At 71.0% G+C, this 21,324-nt stretch carries 23 protein-coding genes; 13 read left to right on the top strand and 10 right to left on the bottom strand.

Annotated elements, in window-relative coordinates; all coding sequences use genetic code 11:
- Positions 1-13: 13 nt before the first annotated feature.
- From qcrC to JOD48_RS11625, 4 genes are all read left to right on the top strand, one after another.
- The gene (gene qcrC, locus JOD48_RS11610) at positions 14-793 is read left to right on the top strand and encodes a cytochrome bc1 complex diheme cytochrome c subunit (protein WP_191792015.1); all 780 of its coding nucleotides are present in this window, start codon (positions 14-16) and stop codon (positions 791-793) included.
- On the top strand, positions 790-1,821 hold the full coding sequence (qcrA, locus tag JOD48_RS11615; protein ID WP_307824113.1) for a cytochrome bc1 complex Rieske iron-sulfur subunit: 1,032 nt from the start codon (positions 790-792) through the stop codon (positions 1,819-1,821). Before qcrC ends, qcrA begins: the two co-directional genes overlap by 4 nt.
- Positions 1,818-3,530, top strand: coding sequence for a cytochrome bc1 complex cytochrome b subunit (gene qcrB / locus JOD48_RS11620; RefSeq protein ID WP_191792014.1), 1,713 nt, complete (start codon positions 1,818-1,820; stop codon positions 3,528-3,530). The genes qcrA and qcrB overlap by 4 nt, the downstream gene beginning before the upstream one ends.
- Before the next feature lie 174 nt (positions 3,531-3,704).
- Entirely contained in the window at positions 3,705-4,331 is a 627-nt protein-coding gene (locus JOD48_RS11625) for a superoxide dismutase (protein WP_129429624.1), read from the top strand.
- 730 nt (positions 4,332-5,061) lie between these two features.
- Here JOD48_RS11625 and JOD48_RS11630 read toward each other — a convergent pair.
- Genes JOD48_RS11630 through ctaC form a run of 3 tightly spaced genes read right to left on the bottom strand, consistent with a single transcriptional unit; the run spans position 5,062 to position 8,185 of the window.
- Positions 5,062-5,460 (bottom strand): cytochrome c oxidase subunit 4, encoded by a 399-nt coding sequence (locus JOD48_RS11630; protein WP_138824250.1) that lies wholly within the window; start codon positions 5,458-5,460, stop codon positions 5,062-5,064.
- Positions 5,457-7,274 carry an aa3-type cytochrome oxidase subunit I gene (gene ctaD / locus JOD48_RS11635; protein WP_191789111.1) on the bottom strand — a complete coding sequence of 606 codons (1,818 nt, stop codon included), beginning with the start codon at positions 7,272-7,274 and terminating at the stop codon, positions 5,457-5,459. Before ctaD ends, JOD48_RS11630 begins: the two co-directional genes overlap by 4 nt.
- Positions 7,274-8,185 carry an aa3-type cytochrome oxidase subunit II gene (ctaC, locus tag JOD48_RS11640; RefSeq protein ID WP_191789110.1) on the bottom strand — a complete coding sequence of 304 codons (912 nt, stop codon included), beginning with the start codon at positions 8,183-8,185 and terminating at the stop codon, positions 7,274-7,276. Before ctaC ends, ctaD begins: the two co-directional genes overlap by 1 nt.
- Before the next feature lie 340 nt (positions 8,186-8,525).
- Here ctaC and JOD48_RS11645 point away from each other — a divergent pair, with 340 nt between their 5' ends.
- Positions 8,526-9,692 carry a cysteine desulfurase family protein gene (locus tag JOD48_RS11645; RefSeq protein WP_204809151.1) on the top strand — a complete coding sequence of 389 codons (1,167 nt, stop codon included), beginning with the start codon at positions 8,526-8,528 and terminating at the stop codon, positions 9,690-9,692.
- The gene (locus JOD48_RS11650) at positions 9,689-9,952 is read left to right on the top strand and encodes a sulfurtransferase TusA family protein (RefSeq protein ID WP_191789108.1); all 264 of its coding nucleotides are present in this window, start codon (positions 9,689-9,691) and stop codon (positions 9,950-9,952) included. The genes JOD48_RS11645 and JOD48_RS11650 overlap by 4 nt, the downstream gene beginning before the upstream one ends.
- Before the next feature lie 102 nt (positions 9,953-10,054).
- Here JOD48_RS11650 and JOD48_RS11655 read toward each other — a convergent pair whose 3' ends face one another.
- Together JOD48_RS11655 and JOD48_RS11660 are read right to left on the bottom strand one after the other, a co-directional pair.
- Entirely contained in the window at positions 10,055-10,405 is a 351-nt protein-coding gene (locus JOD48_RS11655) for a HesB/IscA family protein (RefSeq protein ID WP_030153043.1), read from the bottom strand.
- Positions 10,406-10,561: 156 nt separating this feature from the next.
- Complete coding sequence (locus JOD48_RS11660) at positions 10,562-11,779, bottom strand: glycerate kinase (protein WP_204809154.1); 1,218 nt, start codon at positions 11,777-11,779, stop codon at positions 10,562-10,564.
- A gap of 72 nt (positions 11,780-11,851) precedes the next feature.
- On the opposite strand from JOD48_RS11660, the gene nadA reads away from it, so the two are divergent.
- The gene (gene nadA, locus JOD48_RS11665; protein WP_204809156.1) at positions 11,852-13,051 is read left to right on the top strand and encodes a quinolinate synthase NadA; all 1,200 of its coding nucleotides are present in this window, start codon (positions 11,852-11,854) and stop codon (positions 13,049-13,051) included.
- 77 nt (positions 13,052-13,128) lie between these two features.
- Positions 13,129-13,716 (top strand): DJ-1/PfpI family protein, encoded by a 588-nt coding sequence (locus tag JOD48_RS11670; RefSeq protein WP_204809158.1) that lies wholly within the window; start codon positions 13,129-13,131, stop codon positions 13,714-13,716.
- 29 nt (positions 13,717-13,745) lie between these two features.
- Here the strand turns inward: JOD48_RS11670 and JOD48_RS19900 are convergent, their stop codons facing one another.
- Complete coding sequence (locus JOD48_RS19900; RefSeq protein WP_307824116.1) at positions 13,746-14,162, bottom strand: DUF3817 domain-containing protein; 417 nt, start codon at positions 14,160-14,162, stop codon at positions 13,746-13,748.
- Positions 14,163-14,288: 126 nt separating this feature from the next.
- On the opposite strand from JOD48_RS19900, the gene JOD48_RS11680 reads away from it, so the two are divergent.
- Together JOD48_RS11680 and JOD48_RS11685 are read left to right on the top strand one after the other, a co-directional pair.
- Positions 14,289-14,813: an acyl-CoA thioesterase gene (locus JOD48_RS11680; RefSeq protein ID WP_191789103.1), complete on the top strand. Its 525-nt coding sequence runs from the start codon at positions 14,289-14,291 to the stop codon at positions 14,811-14,813.
- A gap of 26 nt (positions 14,814-14,839) precedes the next feature.
- The gene (locus JOD48_RS11685) at positions 14,840-15,166 is read left to right on the top strand and encodes an antibiotic biosynthesis monooxygenase family protein (RefSeq protein ID WP_204809160.1); all 327 of its coding nucleotides are present in this window, start codon (positions 14,840-14,842) and stop codon (positions 15,164-15,166) included.
- Here the strand turns inward: JOD48_RS11685 and JOD48_RS11690 are convergent.
- The 4 genes from JOD48_RS11690 to JOD48_RS11705 all read right to left on the bottom strand — a co-directional run bounded on the left by JOD48_RS11690 (position 15,138) and on the right by JOD48_RS11705 (position 18,499).
- Positions 15,138-15,980 (bottom strand): DUF8817 family protein, encoded by an 843-nt coding sequence (locus JOD48_RS11690; RefSeq protein ID WP_204809162.1) that lies wholly within the window; start codon positions 15,978-15,980, stop codon positions 15,138-15,140. The two genes, JOD48_RS11685 and JOD48_RS11690, sit on opposite strands and share 29 nt — an antisense overlap.
- A gap of 100 nt (positions 15,981-16,080) precedes the next feature.
- The gene (locus JOD48_RS11695; protein WP_204809164.1) at positions 16,081-16,485 is read right to left on the bottom strand and encodes a VOC family protein; all 405 of its coding nucleotides are present in this window, start codon (positions 16,483-16,485) and stop codon (positions 16,081-16,083) included.
- Between the two features lie 83 nt (positions 16,486-16,568).
- On the bottom strand, positions 16,569-16,997 hold the full coding sequence (locus tag JOD48_RS11700) for a helix-turn-helix transcriptional regulator (RefSeq protein ID WP_191789099.1): 429 nt from the start codon (positions 16,995-16,997) through the stop codon (positions 16,569-16,571).
- 92 nt (positions 16,998-17,089) lie between these two features.
- On the bottom strand, positions 17,090-18,499 hold the full coding sequence (locus tag JOD48_RS11705) for a dipeptidase (RefSeq protein ID WP_204809166.1): 1,410 nt from the start codon (positions 18,497-18,499) through the stop codon (positions 17,090-17,092).
- 85 nt (positions 18,500-18,584) lie between these two features.
- On the opposite strand from JOD48_RS11705, the gene JOD48_RS11710 reads away from it, so the two are divergent.
- The 3 genes from JOD48_RS11710 to JOD48_RS11720 all read left to right on the top strand — a co-directional run bounded on the left by JOD48_RS11710 (position 18,585) and on the right by JOD48_RS11720 (position 21,281).
- Entirely contained in the window at positions 18,585-19,187 is a 603-nt protein-coding gene (locus JOD48_RS11710) for a DUF3043 domain-containing protein (protein WP_191789097.1), read from the top strand.
- Positions 19,188-19,256: 69 nt separating this feature from the next.
- Positions 19,257-20,261: an aldo/keto reductase family protein gene (locus tag JOD48_RS11715; protein WP_191789096.1), complete on the top strand. Its 1,005-nt coding sequence runs from the start codon at positions 19,257-19,259 to the stop codon at positions 20,259-20,261.
- Positions 20,262-20,423: 162 nt separating this feature from the next.
- Positions 20,424-21,281, top strand: a complete 858-nt coding sequence (locus JOD48_RS11720) for a siderophore-interacting protein (protein ID WP_204809168.1) — start codon at positions 20,424-20,426, stop codon at positions 21,279-21,281.
- Positions 21,282-21,324 lie beyond the last annotated feature (43 nt).

Here is a 21,324-nt window from a genome sequence, read left to right on the forward strand (position 1 = left end):
CGAGGATCATTTCGTGAAGGCACTCGCCGCCCGCAGACACCACCGCTTCGCACCGGTCGTGCTGCTGCTGCTGGCGCTGCTGGTCACCGGCGGCGTCTACGCCGCCTTTGCCCCGAGTCCAGCCAGCGCTGACACCGCCAGCACCGAGGACATCGAGACAGGCCAGAAGCTTTTCCAGGCGAACTGCGCCACCTGCCACGGCCCCAACGCCGAGGGGTCGGACACCGTTCCGTCCCTCGTCGGCGTGGGAGCGGCCGCTGTCGACTTCCAGGTGTCGACGGGTCGTATGCCCATGCAGATGGAAGGCCCCCAGGCCATCCAGAAGCCGCGCCAGTTCGACGAGGAGCAGACCGCGCAGCTCGCCGCGTACGTCGCCTCCCTGGGCGCCGGCCCGGCGATCCCCACGGACGAGCAGGTCGACGCCGCGCTCGGAGACCCGTCGAACGGTGCTGCGGTCTTCCGCACCAACTGCGCGATGTGCCACAACGCCGTCGGAGCGGGCGGCGCCCTGTCCGAGGGCAAGTTCGCGCCCGCGCTGTGGGACACCTCGGAGCGCAACATCTACCAGGCCATGCAGACCGGCCCGCAGTCCATGCCGGTGTTCAACGACATGAACATCACGCCCGACGAGAAGCGCGACGTCATCGCGTACCTCGTCGAGCAGCGTGAGGGCTCCGCCGGTGGGCTGGACCTTGGTTCTCTCGGCCCCGTCAGCGAGGGCCTCTGGGTGTGGATCGTGGGCATGGGTCTACTGATCGGCGCCGCCGTGTGGATCGGAGCGAAGTCGTCGTGAGCGACAACCAGAACTCGACGGACCTGACCAAGCAGGACGGGCGCGAGCTCGACCGCTTCCAGGATCCGGGTATCCCGGCCCACAAGAGCCGGATGGCAGACCGTGACCCCCAGGCCGCCAAGCGTGCCGAGAAGCAGGTCGTGATCCTCTTCACGATCTCGATCATCGGCACCATCGGCATGCTGGTCGCGTTCTTCGCGCTGCCCGACGACACCTCGATCGCGGGGATCCGCACGGCCAACCTGATCATCGGTCTCGGCCTGGCCTTCTCGCTGCTCGGTATCGGTCTCGCAGCGGTCCACTGGGCCAAGACCCTCATGTCGGACCACGAGCACGTCGACGAGCGGCACGCCCAGCGCAGCTCGGACGCCGTCCGCGCCGAGGCCGTGCAGGCCCTGACCGAGGGTGCCCAGGACTCGGGCATCGCCCGTCGTGGCGTGCTCAAGGGCGCGGTCGTCACCGCCCTCGCGCTCTTCCCGCTCGCGATCGCTGTTCCCCTCGTGGCCGAGGTGGGTGGAGACTGGAACGTCAACAAGTTCCGCCACACGCTCTGGAAGCCCAAGATGCGCCTCGCGCTCGACCCCTCGGGCCGCCCGATCAAGGCCGAGGACGTCACGATCGGCAGCGCCTTCCACGTCATCCCCGACGTGCCGGAGGAGGTGCGCACCTCGCACGAGTGGATCTCCGAGAAGGCCAAGGCCATCGTCCTGATGGTCCGTCTCGACCCTCGTGACCTCAAGGAGGCCGAGGACCGCAAGGACTGGTCGTACGACGGCATCGTCGCCTACTCCAAGGTCTGCACCCACGTCGGGTGCCCGGTCGCGCTCTACGAGCAGCAGACGCACCACCTGCTGTGCCCGTGCCACCAGTCGACCTTCGACGTCGCGGACGGCGCCAAGGTCGTCTTCGGCCCCGCCAAGCGGCCGCTCCCTCAGCTGCCGATCACCGTTGACGACGAGGGCTACCTGGTCGCTCAGAGCGACTTCCTGGAGCCCGTCGGACCGAGCTACTGGGAGCGCCTCAAGTGAGCACCAGCACCGCGGGACCCGCTGAAGCGACCGCAGACTATCTGGACCAGCGGACCGGCATCGCCGGGGCCGTCAAGGAGTTCGCCCGCAAGGTCTTCCCGGACCACTGGTCGTTCCTCCTGGGCGAGATCGCCCTCTACTCGTTCGTCGTCCTCATCCTCTCGGGCTTCTTCCTGACGATGTTTTTCGTGCCGAGCATGGGCCTGGTCACGTACCACGGTGAGCCCGCCACGATGAACGGCCAGCTCATGTCCGAGGCCTTCGCCTCGACGCTGCACACCTCGTTCGAGGTGCGCGGCGGTCTGCTGATGCGTCAGATCCACCACTGGTCGGCCCTGCTCTTCATGGCCGCGATCGTGACGCACATGATGCGCGTCTTCTTCACCGGGGCGTTCCGCAAGCCGCGTGAGCTCAACTGGATGGTCGGGTTCCTCCTGATGATCCTGGGGCTCGCCGCCGGCTTCACGGGCTACTCGCTCCCGGACGACGTGCTCTCCGGCAACGGTCTGCGCATCACCGACGGCGTCGTCAAGTCGATCCCGATCATCGGGTCGTACATGTCGTACTTCATCTTCGGTGGCGAGTTCCCGGGCGAGCACATCATCCCGAGGCTCTTCACGCTGCACATCCTCGTGGTCCCGGGCCTGATCCTGGCGCTCGTCGCCCTCCACCTGTTCTTCGTCGTGCTGCACAAGCACACGCAGTACCCCGGTGGCGGCCGCACCAACGCCAACGTGGTCGGCTTCCCGCTGTTCCCCGTGTACGTCGCCAAGGCTGGTGGCTTCTTCTTCGTGGTGTTCGGCGTCATCGCCGCGATGGGCGCCACGATGGCCATCAACAACGTCTGGAACTACGGACCGTACGACCCCTCCCCCGTCTCGGCCGGTGCTCAGCCCGACTGGTACATGCTGTTCCTCGAGGGCTCGCTACGACTCATGCCCGGGCAGACCGAGTACGTGATCGCGGGCTACACGCTCTCGCTCAACATCCTGATCCCCGCGGTCGTGATCCCGGGCCTGCTGTTCACGTTCCTCGCGGTCTACCCGTTCCTCGAGGCCGCCGTGACCAAGGACAAGCGCGAGCACCACGTGCTCGACCGTCCGCGCAACGTCCCGGTCCGCACGGGCCTCGGTGTCGGCTTCCTGACGGCGTTCATCATCCTGGCTCTCGCCGGGTCGAACGACCTCATCGCGACGCATTTCCACCTGTCGATCAACGCGATCACGTGGGTCTTCCGTGTGCTGCTCTTCGTCGGCCCGGTGATCGCCTTCTGGATCACCAAGCGCATCTGCCTCGGGCTGCAGCGCAAGGACCGCGAGCTCGTCCTGCACGGCCACGAGACCGGCCGCATCGTGCGCTTCGCGCATGGCGAGTACATCGAGGTCCACCGTCCGCTCGACGACCAGGAGCGCTGGCTCCGTGTGAACTACACGGCGCACGCTCCCCTGGAGATCGAGCCGGCGACCGACTCTCGCGGTGTCCGCCGCAAGGGTTACAAGAAGGACCGCCGGATGCAGCGTCTGTCGCGCTTCTTCTACGAGGACCGGGTCGAGCCCGTGACCCCCTCGGAGGTGGCCGCGTCCCACTCGCACGGCGAGCACGACGCGCTCGGCGCCGCGGACACCACGCCCGCCGTGGAGTCCGGCTCGGCGGTCGGCGGCGGCAGCCACATCGTCAGCCCTGACGACACCGGCAGCACCAAGCACTGACCCGCTCCCCTCGGAGCAGAACGACCCGTGAGACGGTCCGGCACCCGCCGGAACATCTCACGGGTCGTTCGCGTTCCACGGATGTCGTGTTCGCTCGGTTCGCACCGACCGAACCTTTCGCCACAGATGTCGCACCTGCGCGGTGCGGCGCACCGATCCAGGAGGCACACCGGCATGGCTGTCTACACCCTTCCCGAGCTGTCGTACGACTACGGCGCACTCGAGCCCCACATCTCCGGCCGCATCATGGAGCTGCACCACTCCAAGCACCACCAGGCCTACGTGACCGGCGCCAACACGGCACTCGAGAAGCTCGCCGAGGCCCGCGACTCCGGCGACCTCGCCGCGGTCAACCTCCACGAGAAGAACCTCGCGTTCAACCTCGGCGGACACGTCAACCACTCCGCGTTCTGGACCAACCTCTCCCCCGAGGGCGGCGGCGAGCCCACCGGCGACATCGCCGCAGCCATCGCCGAGGACTTCGGCTCGTTCGAGAAGTTCAAGAAGCACTTCGCCGCGGTCGCCGCAGGCGTCCAGGGCTCGGGCTGGGCCATCCTCGCCTGGGACACCCTCGGCAAGAAGCTCATCATCGTCCAGCTCTACGACCAGCAGGGCAACATCGCCCTGGGCCTGGTCCCGATCGTCCTGCTCGACGTCTGGGAGCACGCCTACTACCTCGACTACCAGAACGTGCGCGCCGACTACGTCACCGCCTGGTGGAACCTCGTCAACTGGGCCGACGCCGACGCACGCCTCGCACGCGCCCGCACCCAGGGCGAAGGCCTCATCATCCCCGCCTGACCCTCTGCGTCGCCCCACGGGCCGCACAGACCCCTTCTCGGGGTGTCTGTGCGGCCCGTTCGTCTGTGACGGGCGCCGGCGAGCGGAGGACCGGCCATGGCCGTGGTCGACGGAAGGGGCGGGTTCGCGACGGGAGACCTCGTGGCGTCACGAGGCCGCTACGGGCTTCTCCTGGAGCACGAGCCGGGCGGCCTCCACCACGTGCCTCCCAGCCCGGACGCACCATGGGTGGTGGCACTCACAGGATCCCGACCGGACCGAGCTCGCTCGGTGCCGCCGTGCAGGTCGTCGGAGTCTGGACCGGGGTCGACATCCGGGTCGACGACACGAGCGTCCTTCCACCTCGGCGTGACACACCCACCCGACGAGGGCACGGCGCACGCCCAGGCCGCTCAGGAGGCTGCCGTGCACGACGTTCCCGACGTGCGCCACCGGTTCACCTCGGGCCGTGACCCGCGACCTCCTGAGCGCACTCGACGCACTCGACGCACTCGACGCACGGTCGCGCTCCAGGCGACGGTCCACGAGGGCCCGGCACGGCCGCGGGGACTGGTTCCCCGATATCGGTGAGCCCATCACTACCCCTGCGGCCGCTGCGCCTCGGCCGCTCCCGCGCTCCCGCGCTCCCCCGCTCTCCCGCGGCCCGGACCTCCCGAGCTGCCCTGTGCCGGGAACGCGAACGGGCCCCGTCTCCCTGAGGGAGACGGGGCCCGTCGAGTCGTGCGGTCGGTCAGTGCGCGTGCTGTCCGCGAGAGAACTCGAAGACCCAGCCCACGAGGGCCACGGCGCCGAGGACGACGCCGATCCCGAGGATCCACCAGCCGAGCGCGAGGCCCAGGAAGGCGATCGCAGCGGCACCCGCGATGGCCAGAGGCCACCAGCTCCAGGGCGCGTAGACGCCCTGGTCGCCTGCACCCTGCTCGATGAGACCGTCCGGGTCGTCCTCGGGGCGCGAGTCGATGCGCTTGGCGGTGAGGGCCAGGTAGCCACCGATCATGGCCGCGAGCCCGAAGGTCAGGAACAGCGCTGCGGAACCGACGGGCTCCCAGTGGCTCCAGAATCCGTAGACGAGGGCCATCAGGAGGAAGAACGGGGCGAGGAAGAGGTGGAGCCTCGATTCGACCTTCACTTGCCGTCCTCCTTCTCGCCGTCGCGCGGCTCGTCGATGATCATGGTCGAGGACGAGGCGCTGGGGTGCTGCTTGCCCTCGACACGGTCCGCGGCGACCTGCTGCTCACCACGGCGGTCTGCGTCGCCGTAGATCTGCTGCAGGACGTTCGGGTTGGGCTCCGCGTGGTCCATGGCCGCGACCTCGGGGTGGTGCAGGTCGAACGCGGGACGCTCCGAGCGGATCCGGGGCAGCGACGTGAAGTTATGCCGCGGCGGCGGGCAGGACGTCGCCCACTCGAGCGAGGCACCGTAGCCCCAGGGGTCGTCCACGGTGACCTTGGGCGCGTTGCGCCAGGTCGTGTAGACGTTCCAGAGGAACGGCAGGGTCGAGGCGGCGAGGATGAACGCGCCGACCGTCGAGACCTGGTTCATCCACGTGAACCCCTCCTCCGGCATGTAGTCCGCGTAGCGACGCGGCATGCCGGCCACGCCCAGCCAGTGCTGGACGAGGAAGGTGGCGTGGAAGCCGATGAAGAGCAGCCAGAAGTGGATCTTGCCGAGCTTCTCGTTGAGCATGCGCCCGGTGAACTTGGGCCACCAGAAGTAGAACCCGGCGAACATCGCGAACACGACGGTCCCGAAGACCACGTAGTGGAAGTGCGCCACGACGAAGTACGAGTCGGAGAGGCTGAAGTCCAGCGCCGGGCTCGAGAGGATGACTCCCGTGAGACCACCGAAGAGGAAGGTCACGAGGAAGCCGATCGACCAGAGCATGGGCGTCTCGAACGTGAGCTTGCCGCGCCACATCGTGCCGATCCAGTTGAAGAACTTCACACCGGTCGGGACCGCGATGAGCATCGTCATGAACGCGAAGAACGGCAGCAGGACCGCACCGGTGACGTACATGTGGTGCGCCCACACCGTCACGGACAGCGCGGCGATCGCGATCGTCGCGTAGACCAGGCCCTTGTAGCCGAAGATCGGCTTCCGGCTGAAGACCGGCAGGATCTCGGAGACGATGCCGAAGAACGGCAGGGCGATGATGTAGACCTCGGGGTGGCCGAAGAACCAGAAGAGGTGCTGCCAGAGGATGGCGCCACCGTTCTCCGGGTTGAAGATCTGCGCGCCGAGGCGACGGTCCGCACCGAGCGCGAACAGCGCGGCGGCCAGCGGGGGGAACGCCATCAGGACCAGGAGGCTCGTGACGAGCGTGTTCCAGGTGAAGATCGGCATGCGGAACATGGTCATGCCCGGGGCACGCATCGTGATGATCGTCGTGATGAAGTTGACCGCACCCAGGATGGTGCCGAAGCCGGCGAGCGCGAGGCCGAAGACCCAGAGATCACCGCCTGCACCTGGACTGAAGGTCGTGTTGGACAGCGGCGCGTACGCGAACCATCCGAACGACGCTGCGCCCTGCGGCGTGAAGAACCCGGCCGAGGCGATGAGCCCGCCGAAGAGGTAGAGCCAGTACGCGAACATGTTCAGTCGCGGGAAGGCGACGTCAGGTGCGCCGATCTGCAGCGGCATGATGACGTTCGCGAAGCCCGCGAAGAGCGGCGTCGCGAACAGCAGCAGCATGATCGTGCCGTGCATCGTGAAGAGCTGGTTGTACTGCTCCTTGCTCTGCACGATCTGGATGCCGGGCTCGAAGAGCTCGGCACGGATCACGAGGGCCATGAGGCCACCGATGCAGAAGAAGATGAACGACGTGATCAGGTACATGTACCCGATCGTCTTGTGGTCGGTCGAGGTGACCCACTTGATGACGGTTCGTCCGAGCGTCTGGCGCTTCGGGGCGAGACCGGGAATGACTTCGGCCTGCGCGACCATCAGTTCTCACCTTCCGTGACGACGGGGGGGTTCGGGTCCTGGAGGCGGTTCAGGTCGAGACCGAGCTCGCCGATCTGGCCCTTGTCCTCGAGCTTCTGCATCTGCGCGTCGTACTCCTCGCGGGAGACCACGGCGACGTTGAAGAGCATGCCGGAGTGGTGCTCGCCGCAGAGCTCGGCGCACTTGCCGGCGTAGACACCCTCACGCGTGGGGGTGACCTGCCACTCGTTGGTGCGCTCCGGGATCATGTCCATCTTGAAGAGGAACGCGGGGATCCAGAAGGAGTGGATGACGTCGCGGGAGTCCAGCTTGAACCGGACGACCTCGTTGACCGGCAGGTACAGGGTCGGCAGCGAGGTCGCGGTGCCGGGGGCACCCTCGATCTCGTCCTCCGAACGGAGGTCGCCGACGTTGGCCTCGTGCTGGCCGGACTCGTAGACGTCGTCCGTGAGGTAGTTGAAGTCCCAGCTCCACTGCTTGCCGATGACCTGGATCTCGACGTCAGGCTCTGCGGAGAGGTCCTTGATCGCCGTCATGTCACGGTCGGTGTAGTAGAAGAGCACGAGCACCATGACGATCGGCACTGCCGTGTACATGATCTCGAGGGGCAGGTGGTAGCGCGTCTGCACGGGCAGGACGTGGTCGTCCTTGCGCTTGCGGTAGGCGGCCACGCACCACAGGATCAGTCCCCACGTGATGACGCCGACGATGAGTGCTGCGATCCAGGACCCGTTCCACAGCGACGTGATGCGGGCGGTCTGGTCGGTCACCTCACCGTCGGAGTATCCGGGGAGGAATCCGCGCTGAACGGTCTCACTGGCACAACCGGACGCCAACGCTGCGACCGCGACGGCGGAAGCCGTCGCTCGCAGGATGGTTCGCCGTGTGCGGCTAGGGGATTGCGAGTGCAAGGGGGGCCTTTCACTTCAACGTTCGACAGGGGGGCTCGATCTTCTCCACGAGTTCCCCGCAGAACCTTCGTCCTCGACCCACAGAGCCTAGCGCGCAAATGCCCTCTCTCGCGCCGTCAACGCGGCTTCTGAACGTGACGAATCCGCCAACTTCCCGCGAGATCCCGGGGTTCGGCACACCCTCGACGCATCTGTCAGATCGTCGCTTCCCGCGCAGCCCGCGCTACGGTGCACGGTGTACGTCGCGCCCACGGCACATTCGGCGCGTCTGCAATGAAAGTTCGCCGATCGGCGTCCTCGGACCCCTCCCTGGCCGCCTCGCACGCCCTCAGGAGCTCATGTGACCGACACCACGACGCCCCCGCGTCGGGTCTACCTCGACAACGGCGGTCGGGCGGCCCTGCACCCCCTCGCGCGCACCGCGCTCGACCAGGCCGTCGACGACGGGTGGGCGGATCCCCGGCGCCTGTACGCCGAGGCGCGTCGCGCCGCCGTGCTCCTGGACGGCGCCCGCGAGGCGATCGCCGCCGCGCTCGGCGCCCGGACCGAGGAGGTCCATCTCGCCCCCTCGCACGTCGGAGCCCTGCACGCCGCGGTGGGTGCGGTCGCGCTCGGGCGGCGGCGGACGGGTCCGGGGATCGTCGTCTCAGCGGTCGAGCGCGCCGCCGTGCTCCATGCCGCCGAGCTCGCGGTCGGGCTCACGGAGACGCCCGACGCCCTCGTCAGGGTCCCGGTCGACCTCCTCGGCCGGGTCGACGAGGCCGCGATGACCGAGGCGGTGGCGCGCCCTGGCGTCGCGCTGGCCGCGCTCCAGGCGGCGAACGGCGAGGTGGGCACGGTCCAGCCCGTCGCGGCCGTCCACGGGGCCGCTCGCGCCGCGGGGGTCCCGCTGCTCGTGGACGCGGGTGCCGTCGTCGGGCACGGGGAGGTCCCGTCCGCGTGGGACCTGCTCGCCGCCGATCCCGCCGACTGGGGCGGCCCGGCGGGCGTGGGCGTGCTCGCGGTCCGCAACCGGGTGCGCTGGCGCCGGACCTGGCCTGAGGACGCCGAGCCGTGGTTCCCCGGCGGCGTCAGCGTCCCGGCAGCGTTCGCGGCGGCCGTCGCGCTCCAGTCCGTCACGGCAGACCGCGCGGCCCAGGACGCGCGGCGCCGGGCGATCGTCGACAAGGTGCGCGCCGTCGTCGGGCAGATCCCCGACGTCGAGGTCGTGGGCGATCCCGACCACCGGCTCCCCCACGTCGTGACGTTCTCGTTCCTGTTCGTCGACGGCGAGGCCCTGGTGACGGAGCTCGACCGGGCGGGCTTCGCGGTCGGGTCGGGCTCCGCGTGCACGTCGAGCACGCTCGAACCCAGCCACGTCCTCGCGGCGATGGGTGTCCTGACGCACGGCAACGTGCGCATCGCTCTCGACCGGGCCACCACGGAGGAGGACGTCGACCGCTTCCTCGCGGTCCTGCCCGGGGCCGTCGCGCGCGTGCGCGCCTCGCTCGGGGTGAGCGGGCTGTGAGCGACGAGCCCGGCACGCTCGTGGACGCGCGCGGCCTGCGCTGCCCGCTGCCCGTCATCCGGCTCGCGGCCGCGGCCCGCGACCACGCCCCGGGCGACGTCCTGACGGTCTGGTCGACCGACCCCGCGGCCCGTCACGACGTCCCGGCCTGGGCGCGCATGCGCGGCCACACCGTCGTCGAGAGCGTCGTGGTGGACGTCCCCGACGCGGCGCCCGACGACGGCACGACCTGGGCGGTCACCGTCCGTCTGGGCGGGTAGCCGGCGGGCACGGCCCCGGACGCGAACGGCCCGGCCACCGTGAGGTGACCGGGCCGTCGAGGTCCTTCGGCGTCACGCAGCCGGGCTGCCGACGCTCGCGGATCAGCCGAACGAACCGCCGCACGCGCAGGCGCTGCCCGCGTTGGGGTTGTCGATCGTGAAGCCCTGCTTCTCGATGGTGTCGGCGAAGTCGATGGTCGCGCCGTCCAGGTAGGGGACGCTCATCTTGTCGACGACGACCTCGACACCGTCGTAGTCCTTGAGGGCGTCGCCGTCCAGGACCCGCTCGTCGAAGTACAGCTGGTAGATCAGACCGGAGCAGCCGCCGGGCTGGACGGCGACGCGCAGACGCAGGTCGTCGCGGCCCTCCTGCTCGAGGAGGCTGCGGATCTTGCCGGCCGCGAAGTCCGTCAGCAGGACGCCATGGGTGGCGGTCTCGGTGGTCTCGCTCATCGTGTTCTCCGCACAGTCTTCGGTGGGCTCTCGCCCCGTGGTGTGCCGTCGGTCTGCGGCTCCCGCTCCCGGGCAGGCCGATCGGTCCTCAGGCTTCTCGCATACCCGTCAACACGACGGGAGATCGTTCTGTTCCCGAGTGTACGACGCCCGGGCTCACCTCTCGCTGCCGGCCCAGGTCCGGGCCACGCGAGCGACCCGCGCACGCGCCGCGTCGCTGTCCGGCCCGAGCTCGTAGGCACCGCTGATCCCCGCCGCGGCCTGCTCGCGCCGACCGGCGAGGACCTCGCGGGCCAGCACGACGACGGGCACCCCGCGTGCGGCGGCCCGGCGCGCGACCTCGGGCAGTGCGCCGTCGTGCGTCGTCGACGCGTCGAGGCGGTCGACGACCACGACCGCGACGTCGGCGGCACCGACCCGCCCGTCCAGACCGACGACGTCCGCGACCACCGACGTCCCCGGCAGCAGGCGCCCCCCGGCGGCCGCGATCCCGAAGCCCAGCCCCCCGCCTGCGCCTGCGCCGGGCAGTCCGGTCAGCGCGCGGTCGGCGGCCGCGCGCTGCGCGACCCCTCTCGCGAGCCCCGGGGACGCCGTCGGGCCGGAGAGGCTCGGAGCGCCCGACAGCAGGTCGCGGCGCGCCGCGCCCTCCAGCGCGCGCGTGACCTCGTGCGCGTAGTGGCCGTGCGCCCGCTCGAGCTCCTGGGCGAACGTCGCCAGCGCGGGCCGTGCGGCCGCGAGCGCGCCGCTGGCCCCGTGCAGGCCCAGCAGCGGCAGGTCGGACTCGACCGCCCCGACGAGCTCGACGGATCGCAGCGCCTCCCGGGCGCGCAGCGCGAGCGCGGCGTCCTCGGCGGTGGTGGCACCGAGCGCTGACCCACCGCAGGTCAGCGGCCCCGCCCCGGTCCCCGCGAGCGCCGCGAGCATCCCGGCCCCGGCGTCGTGCGCGCCGCCGTCCCCCGTCGCCACGACGACGCGCGAGGCACGTCGGGCAGCGAGCGCGACCACCTGCCCGACGCCGTAGCTCGTCGCCGTGCCCAGCCCACCGGCGGAGGTGCTCGCCTCGGTCGCCGCAGGACGCAGGAGCGCCGCCTCGACCCAGGCGGTGCGCGCGCCGGTCGACGACGGGGGGCCGAGCCGGAACGTCACGGGCACGTCGTCACCGGCTGCGCCGCGCACGACCACCGCCACCTGCTCGGGGGCGTGGGCCGCGAGCGCGCGCAGGAAGCCGGCCGCGCCCGGGTTCAGGACGCACGGGTCCACGTCGCCGCGCACCGTGGCCGCCCAGGTCTGCGCGACCAGGGCGCACACGTCCTCGGCGGACAAGATCCCGTCGGTCAGTGCGAGCGGTTCCGCGGCGGCGAGGAGGAGGCGCATGCCGCGATTGTGCCAGGCCGTCCGCCCCGACAGGGCTGCTCGGCCGACCGACCGTTGTGCGACGATGGTCCCGTGAGCACCCTGTTGGACAGCGCCTTCGCGGAACCTGCCCCCTCCCCCCTCCTGCTCCTCGGACAGGGCCGGGACCTGGCCTCCGAGCGAGGAGTCGAGTGCACCGGCGAGCTGCCGGCGGCCAGCGACCCCGACCTCGTCGAACGTGCCCGTGCGGCCCGCGCCGCGCTCGGCTCGCGGGCCTTCGTCCTGGGCCACCACTACCAGCGCGACGAGGTCATCGACTTCGCGGACGTCACGGGCGACTCGTTCAAGCTCGCGCGCGAGGCCGCAGCACGTCCCGAGGCCGAGTTCATCCTCTTCTGCGGTGTGCACTTCATGGCCGAGAGCGCGGACATCCTCACCTCTGACGCCCAGCAGGTCGTCCTGCCGGACCTCGCGGCGGGCTGCTCGATGGCCGACATGGCCGCGATCAACCAGGTCGAGGACGCATGGGAGGTCCTCCAGGACGTCGGGATCGCCGACGTCACGCTCCCCGTCACGTACATGAACTCGACCGCCGCGATCAAGGCCTTCACGGGTCGGCACGGCGGGACCATCTGCACGTCCTCGAACGCGGAGGTCGCGCTGCGCTGGGCGTTCGACCAGGTGGGTGGTGTGGACGGCACGGGCAAGGTCCTGTTCATGCCGGACCAGCACCTCGGGCGCAACACCGCGCTGCTGAAGCTCGGCATGTCCCCCGCGGACTGCGTGGTCTTCGACCCCCGCAAGCCCAACGGCGGTCTGACCGACGCCGAGCTCCGCGACGCACGCATGATCCTGTGGCGAGGGCACTGCTCCGTGCACGGGCGCTTCTCCGAGCGCAACGTGACCGACATCCGTGCCGCGGTGCCGGGCGTCAACGTGCTCGTGCACCCCGAGTGCAAGAACGAGGTCGTGGAGGCCGCGGACTACGTCGGCTCGACCGAGTACATCATCAAGATGCTCGACGCGGCCCAGCCCGGCTCGTCCTGGGCGATCGGCACCGAGCTCAACCTGGTGCGCCGCGTCGCGCGCGCACACCCGGACAAGCAGGTGCACTACCTCGACTCGACCGTCTGCTTCTGCTCGACCATGAACCGCATCGACCTGCCCCACCTCGTGTGGGCCATGGAGTCGCTCGTCGCCGGGCGCACGGTCAACCGCATCGTGGTCGACGCCGACGACGCCCACTGGGCGCGCGTCGCGCTCGACCAGATGCTCGCCCTGCCGGGGCTGTAGCACCACCCGTCGGGTTCGTCGGCTTCCGCCGGCGGGCCCGACGGTCGCACCATCGCATCGACCCTCGGGGGTGACGGATGACGACCGGGAACGGTCTGAGCGTCGGGATCTTCGTGTTCGACGGCGCCGAGGAGCTCAACGTCGCGGGCCCCTACGAGGTGTTCACGACGTGGCGCGAGCGCTCTGCCCTCAAGCCGCGGGTCTCGACGTTCTCCAGGGACGGGGGCGGCGTGCGGCTCGCGCAGGGTCTGCACATGGTCCCCGACGGGTCGACCGACGACGTCGACCCGCTCCTGGTGCTCGTGCACCCCGGCGGTCCCGGCGTCCAGCGGCTGGTCGGGGACCGGGCGCACCTCGCCTGGTTGCACGCGATGCGCGCCCGGACCCCGCTGCTGACCAGCGTGTGCACGGGGTCGCTCGCGTTCGCCGCCGCCGGACTGCTGGCCGGGCGTCCCGCGACGACCCACTGGGACCACGTGGACGAGCTCGCCCGCCTCGACCCCAGCATCCTCGTCGACACCGAGACCCGGTTCGTCGACGACGGCGACGTGGTCACCTCGGCCGGGGTGTCGGCCGGGATCGACATGGCGCTCCACCTCGTCGAACGGCTCGAGAACGCCGACGTGGCCGAGGAAGTCCGGCGCGCGCTGCAGTACGAGGGCTGAGACCCTGGCCCGCGCCACGACCGGCAGGGTCAGGCGCTGGCGCGCTCCTCGTAGCGGCCCGAGCGGTGCGCCCACCGGTCGAAGAAGACCGTGAGGAACGGCGGCAGCGTCGCCGCGAGCGCGAAGAAGACGGTCAGGAGCGACCAGCGCTGACGGACGGCCACGACGAGCGCGAGCGCGACGTAGGCGACGACCAGACCGCCGTGGACCGGGCCGAAGATCTTGACGCCGATCTCGGAGGCCTCGGCGACCCACTTGACGTACATCCCCACGAGCAGGCCGGCCCAGGAGAAGGCCTCGGCGATCGCGACGACGCGGAACGCGCGGACGGTCCAGTGGTGGGAGGCGGTGGGCACCTCGGGCGCGGACGGCGTCTCGGACGAGCTCTCGAGGGCTGCGGACGTCGGGGCGGCGTCGGGAACGGGGGCGGCGGTTCGGGAAGTCACGGGGGCCATCCTCACACGCATCGATGGACGGGCCGAACGACCGGCGAGTCCCGCCCGTCCGGGCCCAGGAGCGACGCCCGACCCGCGATACCTGATACCGCCCGTGCTCGGTAGTAGCCTGCGACGGTGACCCGACAGATCCAGCTCACGATCGCCAGCACCCTGCCGCGCCGGGCCGTCCCCGGCCGCGGGGTCCTCGACCCTTCCGTGACCCGCATGCGCGTGCGTCCGGGCGACCTCGACTTCTACCTGCACGTCAACAACGGCGTGTACCTGCAGATGATGGACGTGGCACGCAGCAACTTCCTCGCGGACCTCGGCGCCTTCGGGCTCCTGCGCGACAAGGGCTGGTACCCGGTCGTGGCCTCCTCGACCATGAAGTACCGCCGCTCGCTCCAGCTCTGGGACCGCTTCGAGATCACGACCCGGGTCCTCGGGTGGGACGAGCGCGTCGTCTACCTCGAGCAGGTCTTCACGCGCGGCGGCGACCTGTGCGCACGCGGCCTGATCGCGGGCCGGTTCCTCTCGAAGGCGGGAGACCGCATCCCTGGGCCCGACGTCGTCGCTCTCCTGGGCACCTCGACCGTGAGCCCCGAGCTGCCGACCGACGTGCGCGACTGGGCCCAGGCCGTGGACGTCGCGGCACGCTGAGCCCGGGCCGCCCTACGCTGCGGGCCATGACGGACGAGGTGCTCGAGCACGCCCTGCTGCACGTGGTTCCCGGCCAGGAGGCCGCCTTCGAGGAGGCGTTCGCGCACGCACGGACGATCATCTCCGCGATGCCCGGCTTCGGCGGGCTCTCGGTGTCGCGATGCGTCGAGCGCCCCTCGACGTACCTCCTGCTCGTGCGCTGGGACAGCCTCGAGGCACACACCGAGGGGTTCCGCGGCTCGCCCGAGTACCTCCGGTGGAAGGCGCTGCTGCACCACTTCTACGACCCGTTCCCGGGCGTCGAGCACTACCGCGAGGTGTCCGTCATCCCTGGGCCGACAACCATGCCCTGACGTCCTCGAGCTGGGCGAGGACCGTCGTCAGGTCCTGCGTGAGGTGCTGGCCCCGGGCCGAGGCCACGCACCGGTCCACGTCGTCGAGCATGCGCCGGGCGGTCGCGGCGTCGTCGAGCCGGACGGCGAGCTCCGCGCGGAAGGCCTGGGCCTCGACCCGGTCCCGGGCCGAGGCGCCCAGGTCCCCGGCCTCCGCGTCGCGGCGCAGCGCGCCGTCGAGGATCTTCACGGCCTGCCCGACGTCGCCGCGCGAGTCCGCCTGGACCACCGCGTTGGCCACGGCGAGCAGCAGGCGCGACTCCCCCGGCGGGCCGTCCGGGCGGCCGGTGTCCTCCCCCGAGCCCGAGCGCGCCGCGGGCGACCGGTCCGCCGAGGTGTCGGCGCCGGGGTCCGCGAGATCCTCCGTCGCCGGCGCGGGGTCCTCGGGGCGCCGCACGACCCGCAACCAGTTTCCCGCGGGGTCGACGAGGCTGAAGCCGCTGAGCCCGCCCGCGTTCGCCCGACGACGGGGCCGCGTGATGCGCGGGAAGCCGCTCAGCGGCAGCTTCCCGTGGAGCGCGCGCAGCCCGGCGGCCCACGCCTCGTACAGGGGCTCGGTGTCGTCGACCACGACCAGGCACGAGCCGTACGAGTCCTCGGGACGGAAGCCGTCCATCGCGAAGTAGTGCAGGTCGATGCCGCCGCGGCGCAGCGCGAGGTACGGGTTGGGCCGGGTCTGCCGGTAGGTCACCTCGAAACCGAGGGCCACGGCGAAGTCGTGGATCTCGTCGATCGACGCGCACGGCAGGAGGGGGACCATCGTCTCGTTCGCCATGCCCCTATCCCACCACCCCGGCGGGGACCACGTCTCCGGCAGGGGCGACGTGGGCTCGGGCGCCGACCGCTCGTGCCCTGCCCCGGCCGCTCGACCCTGCTCAGGCTGCCTGGGCGATCCGGACCATGTTGCCCGACGGGTCGCGGAACGCGCAGTCGCGCGGACCCCAGTCCTGGTCCATGGGCTCCTGCAGGACCTCGGCCCCCGACGCCCGGACTGTCTCGAAGAGCGCGTCGACGTCGTCGGACGCGAACACGAGGATCGGCAGGGTTCCCTTGATCATGAGCTCCTGGAGCGCGTCGCCGTCGGCCTGCGAGCGACCCGCGTGCGGCGCCGAGAGCACGATGCCCAGCCCGGGCTGGGCGTCCGACCCGAGCGTGACCCAACGGAACCCCTCGGAGCCCACGTCGTTGTGCACCTTGAGCCCGAGTGCGTCGCTGTAGAACGCGATCGACTCGTCGACGTCGTTGACGGTGATGTTGCAGAACTTCAGTGAGATGGTCATGACCGCGACTCTAGGACGGGGCTCACGCGCCCGCTTCTCCGATCCTGCTCGATGCGTGCGGCACCCTCGGGCCGGCGCCGAGCTCAGCGCGCGGCGGTCCCCGCAGCCGCGGCGGCGCTGCGCGCCGGGCGCGTCAGGACCTGGGCCACGCATGGCGGCATGGCCTTGACCGCGGCGTGCTCCCGGCCGCGGTACGCCGAGGGCGTCTCGCCCACCACCTCGGTGAACTTCGAGCTGAACGAGCCGAGCGACGTACACCCGACCGCCATGCACGCGTCCGTGACGCTCGCCCCGCCCCGCAGCAGGGCCATCGCCCGCTCGATCCGTCGCGTCATGAGGTAGCAGTACGGCGTCTCGCCGTACGTCGCCCGGAACCGACGCGAGAAGTGCGCGGGAGACATGAGGGCCTTGCGCGCCATGGTCGGGACGTCGAGCGGCGCCGCGTACTCCCGGTCCATGAGATCCCGGGCGCGGCGCAGCAGCACGAGCTCCTCGATCTCCTGCGGGGTCATGCTCCGAACGTAGCACCGGGGTCGCCGGTCGAGAACGGGTCTGCGGTCGTCATCGAGCCGATGCCGACCGCAGACCCGTTCTCGGCGACGACTCAGCCCTGCGCGTCCCGTGCGAGGCGCGTCAGCAGGAGCGCCTCGGCCAGCACGACCCTCTCGAGCTCGCCGAGGTGCACCGACTCGTTCGCGCCGTGCGCGCGCGAGTCGGGGTCCTCGACGCCCGTCACCAGGATGGCCGCGTCGGGGAAGACGTCGAGCAGGTCCGCGATGAAGGGGATCGAGCCGCCGATGCCGATATCGACCGGCGCCGTGCCCCACGACGTCTCGAACGCCCAGCGTGCGGCCTGCATCGCGGACGAGTCGGTCGGCGCCTGGAACGGCTTGCCCGTCTCGCCGTCGTGCACCGTGACCTGCGCACCGAACGGCGCGTTCGACTCGAGGTGCGCGCGCAGCGCCACGAGCGCGGCCGCCGGGTCCTGGCCGGGTGCGATCCGCAGCGAGATCTTGGCCGTCGCGCGCGGGGTCAGCGTGTTGGACGCGTGCGCGACGCTCGGCGCGTCGATGCCGATGACCGACAGCGCCGGCTTGGTCCAGAGGCGACCCGTCAGCGTCCCCTCGCCCGCGAGGCGGACGCCGTCGAGCACCGAGGAGTCCGCGCGGAAGTCCGCCTCCTCGTAGTCGACGGTCGGGTCCGGCGCGGAGACCAGGCCCTCGACCGCGACGTTGCCCTGCTCGTCGTGGAGGGTGGCGATCAGGCGTGAGAGCAGCGTGAGCGCGTCGAGCACCGGACCGCCGAACATGCCCGAGTGCACCGCGTGGCCCAGCACCGCGACCTCGACGTCGCAGTCGACCAGGCCGCGCAGGCTCGTGGTGAGCCCCGGGACCCCGACCTTCCAGTTGGCGGAGTCCGCGACGACGATCACGTCGGCCGCGAGCAGGTCCTTGTGCTGGTTCAGGAACGGCAGGAAGCTCGGGGACCCGACCTCCTCCTCGCCCTCGACGAAGACCGTCACGCCGATCGGCAGGTCGCCCAGCGCGGACAGCGCCCGCAGCGCACCCACGTGGGCCACGATCCCGGCCTTGTCGTCGGCCGCACCGCGACCGAACAGCCGGCCGTCGACCTCGGTCGGGACGAACGGGTCCGTGTCCCACGCGGCCGCGTCGCCCGGGGGCTGCACGTCGTGGTGCGCGTAGAGCAGGACCGTCGGGGCCCCCTCCGGGGCCGGGCGGCGCGCGACGACCGCGGGCGCGCCGAGCGGACCCGCGACGCCCGTGGCGTGCAGGATCTGCACCTCGGGCAGCCCCGCACCGCGCAGGAGCTCCGCCACGGCCTCGGCGCTCGCCGCGACGTGCGCCTGGTCGAACGCGGAGTTGGACACGGACGGGATGCGCACGAGCGCCTCGAGGTCCCCGCGCAGGGCGGGGAAGAGCTCGGCGACCCGGGCGCGCAGGTGAGCGACGTCGTCGGGCTCGGGAAGGGGGCTGGTTCCAGGTGTGCTGTTCACCCGGGCAACGCTACCTGCCGGTACGCCTCCGCTCCTGCCCACGCCCCGTGCCGAGGCAGCCCCCGTCCTCGACTACGCTGGACCTGTGTTCTCACGCAACAAGTCCTCCGCGCCCTCGTCGAACGACGCCCCCGACCCGGTTGCCGCCGCAGCCGAGATCGAGAAGGCCGGCAAGGGCAGGCCGACGCCCAAGCGCAAGGTCGCCGAGGCCGCCAACAAGCGCCCGCTCGTGCCCTCGGACCGCAAGTCCGCGGCCAAGACAGCGCGCCAGCAGCAGCGTGAGGCCCGCGACCGTCAGTTCCAGGCCATGCAGACGGGCGACGAGCGCTACATGCCCGCCCGCGACAAGGGCCCGGTCAAGCGCTACGTGCGCGACTACGTGGACGCCCGCTGGAACCTCGGCGAGTTCTTCCTGCCCGTCGCCCTGGTCTTCATCGTCCTGACGTTCGTGTTCTCCCAGAACCTGAACATGGCGACGATCATCATCTTCGTGCTCTACGGGATCGTGCTCATCACGATCATCGACGCGTTCATCATGTGGCGCTCCCTCAAGAAGCGCCTGGTCGCGAAGTTCGGGCCGGACTCCCCCAAGGGCAACGCGATGTACGCCGTGATGCGCGCCTTCCAGCTGCGCCGCGCACGCCTGCCCAAGCCCATGCACAAGAAGCACGGCAGCTTCCCCGCGTAGCCGCTCGCGTCCGGTCCGCCGGACGGCCCCAGTTCCCCGAGGTGCCCCGGGCAACTTAGTGTTGTCCCCATGCCCAACTACCGCTTCCTCGGCAACTCCGGCCTCAAGATCTCCGAGATCACCTACGGCAACTGGCTCACCCACGGCTCGCAGGTGGAGAACGACGTCGCCACCCAGTGCGTCCACGCCGCGCTCGACGCCGGCATCACCACGTTCGACACCGCGGACGTCTACGCGAACACCAAGGCCGAGCAGGTCCTCGGCGACGCCCTCAAGGGGCAGCGCCGCGAGTCGCTCGAGATCTTCACCAAGGTCTACTGGCCCACAGGCCCCGGCGGGGCCAACGACTCGGGCCTGTCGCGCAAGCACGTCATGGAGTCGATCAACGGCTCGCTGAAGCGCCTCGGCACCGACTACGTCGACCTCTACCAGGCGCACCGGTTCGACCAGTCGACCCCGCTCGAGGAGACGATGCAGGCGTTCGCCGACATCGTCCGCCAGGGCAAGGCCCTCTACATCGGCGTGAGCGAGTGGACCGCGGACCAGATCCGCGCGGGTCACGCCCTCTCGAAGGAGCTCGGCTTCCAGCTCATCTCCTCCCAGCCCCAGTACTCGATGCTGTGGCGCGTCATCGAGGACGAGGTCGTCCCGACCTCGCGCGAGCTGGGCCTGTCCCAGATCGTCTGGTCCCCCGTCGCCCAGGGCGTCCTGTCCGGCAAGTACCTGCCCGGCCAGCCCGCCCCCGCCGGCTCGCGCGCCACCGACGCCAACGGCTCGCGCTTCATCCAGCAGTTCATGACCGAGGACGTGCTCACGCGCGTCCAGCAGCTGGGAGCCGTCGCCGACGAGCTGGGCCTGACGCAGGCGCAGCTCGCGGTCGCGTGGGTCCTGCAGAACGACAACGTCGCGGCCGCCCTCATCGGCGCCTCGCGCCCCGAGCAGGTCGCCGAGAACGTCAAGGCGTCCGGCGTGGTCATCCCCGCCGAGCTTATGGCGAAGATCGACGAGATCCTCGGCGACGTCGTCGAGCGCGACGCCGGCAAGACCGCGGCGGGAGCCCCCGGGCCCCGCTGAGCTTGTGTCGTCGGCGCCTCACCGACAGGCTGAGGTTCTGCTGACCGACGTCGACGACCCCGGGTGCTCACCGAGCGCCCGGGGTCGTCGACGTCCTGCGTTGGCCGGTTCGCGGTACACCCTGGCCCCACAGGACCCCCTGCCCCGGCCTACCGTGGCCGGATGGCTTCCCCCTGCTTCCCGGCCCGCGTCGTCACGGCGACGCGCATCACGCCGCACATGGTCCGTGTCCACCTCGAGGTCGTCGGTGACTGGAGGTGGACGACCGACGGTCAGGGCGACGAGCGCATCGACCTCGCCTTCCCGTCCCCCGGTCAGACGGTCGCGGAGATCGACTTCTTCAACCAGGACGACTACGGGGTCGTGCCCGTCGAGGGCACCGAGCCGCCGTGGCGCCACTACACGGCCCGCCGGGTCCACGACGAGGGCCGCACGATCGTGATCGACCTCGCCGTGCACCCGGGCGGCCTCGCGTCGGACTGGGCCGAGCGCGCCGAGCCGGGCCACGTCCTCGGCGTGTTCGCGGGCGGCGATTCGCGCAGCTACTACGACGCCCCCGCCGATGCCGAGTGGCGCCTGCTCGTCGCCGACCCGACCGGTCTGCCCGGGCTCGGGCGCATCGTCGAGGAGCTCCCGGCCGGGGCCGTCGCGCACGCGGTCGTCGAGGTCCCCACGCTCGAGGACCGCCAGGAGCTCGAGACCTGTGGCGACGTGACGTACACGTGGCTCGTGACCCCCCAGGGCGCGCGCCCGGGTGCGGCGCTCGTCGAGGCCGTGCGCGCCCTGCCCGTCCTGGAGACCCCCGGCTACGCGTGGGTCGCCTGCGAGAGCGCCGCGAGCCGCGACATCCGCCGCACGCTCCGATCCGCGTGGGGCATGCCGCGCGACCGGCACCAGGTCGTCGGGTACTGGACCGCAGGGAAGGTCAACGTCCGCGCGGACCGTGACGCCGAGGACGCGCACGACCACGACCACGACCACGACCACGAGGATCGTCTCGAGGCGGCCCACCAGCACTAGCCCCGTGGGGGCTCCCGTCCGTCGCCCGCACGGGAGCCGGACC

Source organism: Oerskovia paurometabola (genome assembly GCF_016907365.1).
Classification (GTDB): domain Bacteria; phylum Actinomycetota; class Actinomycetes; order Actinomycetales; family Cellulomonadaceae; genus Oerskovia; species Oerskovia paurometabola.

Excerpts from the sequence above, each read along its gene's own strand:
- JOD48_RS11720 (WP_204809168.1), top strand. The coding sequence starts at position 20,424 with ATGGCTTCCCCCTGCTTCCCGGCCCGCGTCGTCACGGCGACGCGCATC.
- JOD48_RS11715 (WP_191789096.1), top strand. The coding sequence starts at position 19,257 with ATGCCCAACTACCGCTTCCTCGGCAACTCCGGCCTCAAGATCTCCGAG.
- JOD48_RS11700 (WP_191789099.1), bottom strand. The coding sequence starts at position 16,997 with ATGACCCCGCAGGAGATCGAGGAGCTCGTGCTGCTGCGCCGCGCCCGG.
- JOD48_RS11660 (WP_204809154.1), bottom strand. The coding sequence starts at position 11,779 with ATGCGCCTCCTCCTCGCCGCCGCGGAACCGCTCGCACTGACCGACGGG.
- JOD48_RS11695 (WP_204809164.1), bottom strand. The coding sequence starts at position 16,485 with ATGACCATCTCACTGAAGTTCTGCAACATCACCGTCAACGACGTCGAC.
- ctaD (WP_191789111.1), bottom strand. The coding sequence starts at position 7,274 with ATGGTCGCGCAGGCCGAAGTCATTCCCGGTCTCGCCCCGAAGCGCCAG.
- JOD48_RS11685 (WP_204809160.1), top strand. The coding sequence starts at position 14,840 with ATGACGGACGAGGTGCTCGAGCACGCCCTGCTGCACGTGGTTCCCGGC.
- JOD48_RS11655 (WP_030153043.1), bottom strand. The coding sequence starts at position 10,405 with ATGAGCGAGACCACCGAGACCGCCACCCATGGCGTCCTGCTGACGGAC.
- JOD48_RS11670 (WP_204809158.1), top strand. The coding sequence starts at position 13,129 with ATGACGACCGGGAACGGTCTGAGCGTCGGGATCTTCGTGTTCGACGGC.
- JOD48_RS11625 (WP_129429624.1), top strand. The coding sequence starts at position 3,705 with ATGGCTGTCTACACCCTTCCCGAGCTGTCGTACGACTACGGCGCACTC.
- JOD48_RS11690 (WP_204809162.1), bottom strand. The coding sequence starts at position 15,980 with ATGGCGAACGAGACGATGGTCCCCCTCCTGCCGTGCGCGTCGATCGAC.